General features: G+C 50.0%; 1 tRNA gene and 3 rRNA genes. All 4 read left to right on the top strand.

Going from position 1 to position 4940, the window contains the following annotated elements:
- Positions 1-48 precede the first annotated feature (48 nt).
- Positions 49-1597: ribosomal RNA gene (locus tag KBU52_RS08815) — 16S ribosomal RNA — on the top strand.
- 50 nt (positions 1598-1647) lie between these two features.
- Positions 1648-1720, top strand: a tRNA-Ala gene (locus tag KBU52_RS08810).
- A gap of 125 nt (positions 1721-1845) precedes the next feature.
- A 23S ribosomal RNA gene (locus tag KBU52_RS08805) occupies positions 1846-4746 on the top strand.
- A gap of 77 nt (positions 4747-4823) precedes the next feature.
- Positions 4824-4939 (top strand): 5S ribosomal RNA (gene rrf, locus KBU52_RS08800).
- The 16S, 23S and 5S rRNA genes sit together here with 1 tRNA gene alongside, the layout of an rRNA operon.
- The last annotated feature ends 1 nt before the right edge of the window (position 4940 follow it).

Here is a 4940-nt window from a genome sequence, read left to right as displayed (position 1 = left end):
AAAAAACAATAAATCTGTCAGTGACAGAAATGAGTGAGAACTCAAACTTTTAATGAGAGTTTGATCCTGGCTCAGGACGAACGCTGGCGGCGTGCCTAATACATGCAAGTAGAACGCTGAAGCTTGGTGCTTGCACCGAGCGGATGAGTTGCGAACGGGTGAGTAACGCGTAGGTAACCTGCCTGGTAGCGGGGGATAACTATTGGAAACGATAGCTAATACCGCATAACAGTAGATATCGCATGATATGTGCTTAAAAGGTGCAATTGCACCACTACCAGATGGACCTGCGTTGTATTAGCTAGTTGGTGAGGTAACGGCTCACCAAGGCGACGATACATAGCCGACCTGAGAGGGTGATCGGCCACACTGGGACTGAGACACGGCCCAGACTCCTACGGGAGGCAGCAGTAGGGAATCTTCGGCAATGGACGGAAGTCTGACCGAGCAACGCCGCGTGAGTGAAGAAGGTTTTCGGATCGTAAAGCTCTGTTGTAAGAGAAGAACGAGTGTGAGAGTGGAAAGTTCACACTGTGACGGTATCTTACCAGAAAGGGACGGCTAACTACGTGCCAGCAGCCGCGGTAATACGTAGGTCCCGAGCGTTGTCCGGATTTATTGGGCGTAAAGCGAGCGCAGGCGGTTAGATAAGTCTGAAGTTAAAGGCTGTGGCTTAACCATAGTACGCTTTGGAAACTGTTTAACTTGAGTGCAAGAGGGGAGAGTGGAATTCCATGTGTAGCGGTGAAATGCGTAGATATATGGAGGAACACCGGTGGCGAAAGCGGCTCTCTGGCTTGTAACTGACGCTGAGGCTCGAAAGCGTGGGGAGCAAACAGGATTAGATACCCTGGTAGTCCACGCCGTAAACGATGAGTGCTAGGTGTTAGACCCTTTCCGGGGTTTAGTGCCGTAGCTAACGCATTAAGCACTCCGCCTGGGGAGTACGACCGCAAGGTTGAAACTCAAAGGAATTGACGGGGGCCCGCACAAGCGGTGGAGCATGTGGTTTAATTCGAAGCAACGCGAAGAACCTTACCAGGTCTTGACATCCCTCTGACCGCTCTAGAGATAGAGTTTTCCTTCGGGACAGAGGTGACAGGTGGTGCATGGTTGTCGTCAGCTCGTGTCGTGAGATGTTGGGTTAAGTCCCGCAACGAGCGCAACCCCTATTGTTAGTTGCCATCATTCAGTTGGGCACTCTAGCGAGACTGCCGGTAATAAACCGGAGGAAGGTGGGGATGACGTCAAATCATCATGCCCCTTATGACCTGGGCTACACACGTGCTACAATGGTTGGTACAACGAGTCGCAAGCCGGTGACGGCAAGCTAATCTCTTAAAGCCAATCTCAGTTCGGATTGTAGGCTGCAACTCGCCTACATGAAGTCGGAATCGCTAGTAATCGCGGATCAGCACGCCGCGGTGAATACGTTCCCGGGCCTTGTACACACCGCCCGTCACACCACGAGAGTTTGTAACACCCGAAGTCGGTGAGGTAACCTTTTAGGAGCCAGCCGCCTAAGGTGGGATAGATGATTGGGGTGAAGTCGTAACAAGGTAGCCGTATCGGAAGGTGCGGCTGGATCACCTCCTTTCTAAGGATAAGGAATGCACATTGGTCTTGTTTAGTCTTGAGAGGTCTTGTGGGGCCTTAGCTCAGCTGGGAGAGCGCCTGCTTTGCACGCAGGAGGTCAGCGGTTCGATCCCGCTAGGCTCCATTGGTGAGAAATCACCAAGTAATGCACATTGAAAATTGAATATCTATATCAAATAGTAACAAGAAAATAAACCGAAAACGCTGTAGTATTAATAAGAGTTTATGACTGAAAGGTCAAAAAAGTAAGGTTAAGTTAATAAGGGCGCACGGTGGATGCCTTGGCACTAGGAGCCGAAGAAGGACGTGACAAACGACGATATGCCTTGGGTAGCTGTAAGTAAGCGATGATCCAGGGATTTCCGAATGGGGGAACCCAACAGGTACTACCTGTTACCTATATCTGTTAAGGATATGAGGAGGAAGACGCAGTGAACTGAAACATCTAAGTAGCTGCAGGAAGAGAAAGCAAAAGCGATTGCCTTAGTAGCGGCGAGCGAAACGGCAGGAGGGCAAACCGAAGAGTTTACTCTTCGGGGTTGTAGGACTGCAATGTGGACTCAAAGACTATAGAAGAATGACATGGGAAGGTCAGCCAAAGAGAGTGAGAGCCTCGTATTTAAAATAGTCTTTGTACCTAGCAGTATCCTGAGTACGGCGAGACACGTGAAATCTCGTCGGAATCTGGGAGGACCATCTCCCAACCCTAAATACTCCCTAGTGACCGATAGTGAACCAGTACCGTGAGGGAAAGGTGAAAAGCACCCCGGGAGGGGAGTGAAATAGAACCTGAAACCGTGTGCCTACAACAAGTTCGAGCCCGTTAATGGGTGAGAGCGTGCCTTTTGTAGAATGAACCGGCGAGTTACGATATGATGCGAGGTTAAGTTGAAGAGACGGAGCCGTAGGGAAACCGAGTCTGAATAGGGCGCTTTAGTATTATGTCGTAGACCCGAAACCATGTGACCTACCCATGAGCAGGTTGAAGGTGCGGTAAGACGCACTGGAGGACCGAACCAGGGCACGTTGAAAAGTGCTTGGATGACTTGTGGGTAGCGGAGAAATTCCAAACGAACTTGGAGATAGCTGGTTCTCTCCGAAATAGCTTTAGGGCTAGCGTCGACATCAAGATTCTTGGAGGTAGAGCACTGTTTGGGTGAGGGGTCCATCCCGGATTACCAATCTCAGATAAACTCCGAATGCCAATGAATTATGGTCGGCAGTCAGACTGCGAGTGCTAAGATCCGTAGTCGAAAGGGAAACAGCCCAGACCACCAGCTAAGGTCCCAAAATAATTGTTAAGTGGAAAAGGATGTGGGGTTGCACAGACAACTAGGATGTTAGCTTAGAAGCAGCTATTCATTCAAAGAGTGCGTAATAGCTCACTAGTCGAGTGACCCTGCGCCGAAAATGTACCGGGGCTAAAACAATTTACCGAAGCTGTGGATACCTTTATAGGTATGGTAGGAGAGCGTTCTATGTGTGGAGAAGGTGTACCGTGAGGAGCGCTGGAACGCATAGAAGTGAGAATGCCGGTATGAGTAGCGAAAGACAGGTGAGAATCCTGTCCACCGTAAGACTAAGGTTTCCAGGGGAAGGCTCGTCCGCCCTGGGTTAGTCGGGACCTAAGGAGAGACCGAAAGGTGTATCCGATGGACAACAGGTTGATATTCCTGTACTAGAGTATGTAGTGATGGAGGGACGCAGTAGGCTAACTAAAGCAGACGATTGGAAGTGTCTGTCTAAGCAGTGAGGTGTGAATTGAGTTAAATGCTTAATTCTATAACATTGAGCTGTGATGGGGAGCGAAGTTTAGTAGCGAAGTTAGTGACGTCACACTGCCAAGAAAAGCTTCTAGCGTTTAAACATACTCTACCCGTACCGCAAACCGACACAGGTAGTCGAGGCGAGTAGCCTCAGGTGAGCGAGAGAACTCTCGTTAAGGAACTCGGCAAAATGACCCCGTAACTTCGGGAGAAGGGGTGCTGACTTTACGTCAGCCGCAGTGAATAGGCCCAAGCAACTGTTTATCAAAAACACAGCTCTCTGCTAAATCGTAAGATGATGTATAGGGGGTGACGCCTGCCCGGTGCTGGAAGGTTAAGAGGAGTGCTTAGCGCAAGCGAAGGTATGAATTGAAGCCCCAGTAAACGGCGGCCGTAACTATAACGGTCCTAAGGTAGCGAAATTCCTTGTCGGGTAAGTTCCGACCCGCACGAAAGGCGTAATGATTTGGGCACTGTCTCAACGAGAGACTCGGTGAAATTTTAGTACCTGTGAAGATGCAGGTTACCCGCGACAGGACGGAAAGACCCCATGGAGCTTTACTGCAGTTTGATATTGAGTGTCTGTACCACATGTACAGGATAGGTAGGAGTCTATGAGATCGGGACGCCAGTTTCGAAGGAGACGTTGTTGGGATACTACCCTTGTGTTATGGCCACTCTAACCCGGATAGGTGATCCCTATCGGAGACAGTGTCTGACGGGCAGTTTGACTGGGGCGGTCGCCTCCTAAAAGGTAACGGAGGCGCCCAAAGGTTCCCTCAGAATGGTTGGAAATCATTCGCAGAGTGTAAAGGTATAAGGGAGCTTGACTGCGAGAGCTACAACTCGAGCAGGGACGAAAGTCGGGCTTAGTGATCCGGTGGTTCCGTATGGAAGGGCCATCGCTCAACGGATAAAAGCTACCCTGGGGATAACAGGCTTATCTCCCCCAAGAGTTCACATCGACGGGGAGGTTTGGCACCTCGATGTCGGCTCGTCGCATCCTGGGGCTGTAGTCGGTCCCAAGGGTTGGGCTGTTCGCCCATTAAAGCGGCACGCGAGCTGGGTTCAGAACGTCGTGAGACAGTTCGGTCCCTATCCGTCGCGGGCGTAGGAAATTTGAGAGGATCTGCTCCTAGTACGAGAGGACCAGAGTGGACTTACCGCTGGTGTACCAGTTGTCTTGCCAAAGGCATCGCTGGGTAGCTATGTAGGGAAGGGATAAACGCTGAAAGCATCTAAGTGTGAAACCCACCTCAAGATGAGATTTCCCATGATTTTATATCAGTAAGAGCCCTGAGAGATGATCAGGTAGATAGGTTAGAAGTGGAAGTGTGGCGACACATGTAGCGGACTAATACTAATAGCTCGAGGACTTATCCAAAGTAACTGAGAATACGAAAGCGTAAGGTTTTCTTGTTATTTGATAGATATTCAATTTTGAGTAGGTATTACTCAGAGTTAAGTGACGATAGCCTAGGAGATACACCTGTACCCATGCCGAACACAGAAGTTAAGCCCTAGAACGCCGGAAGTAGTTGGGGGTTGCCCCCTGTGAGATATGGAAGTCGCTTAGCT

The organism is Streptococcus sp. 9.1(2021) (assembly GCF_030466425.1).
In the GTDB taxonomy this organism is placed as follows: Bacteria; Bacillota; Bacilli; order Lactobacillales; family Streptococcaceae; genus Streptococcus; species Streptococcus wuxiensis.
Note: the sequence above shows the minus strand (reverse complement) of the source record. Positions and strands in the feature narration are given on the sequence as shown.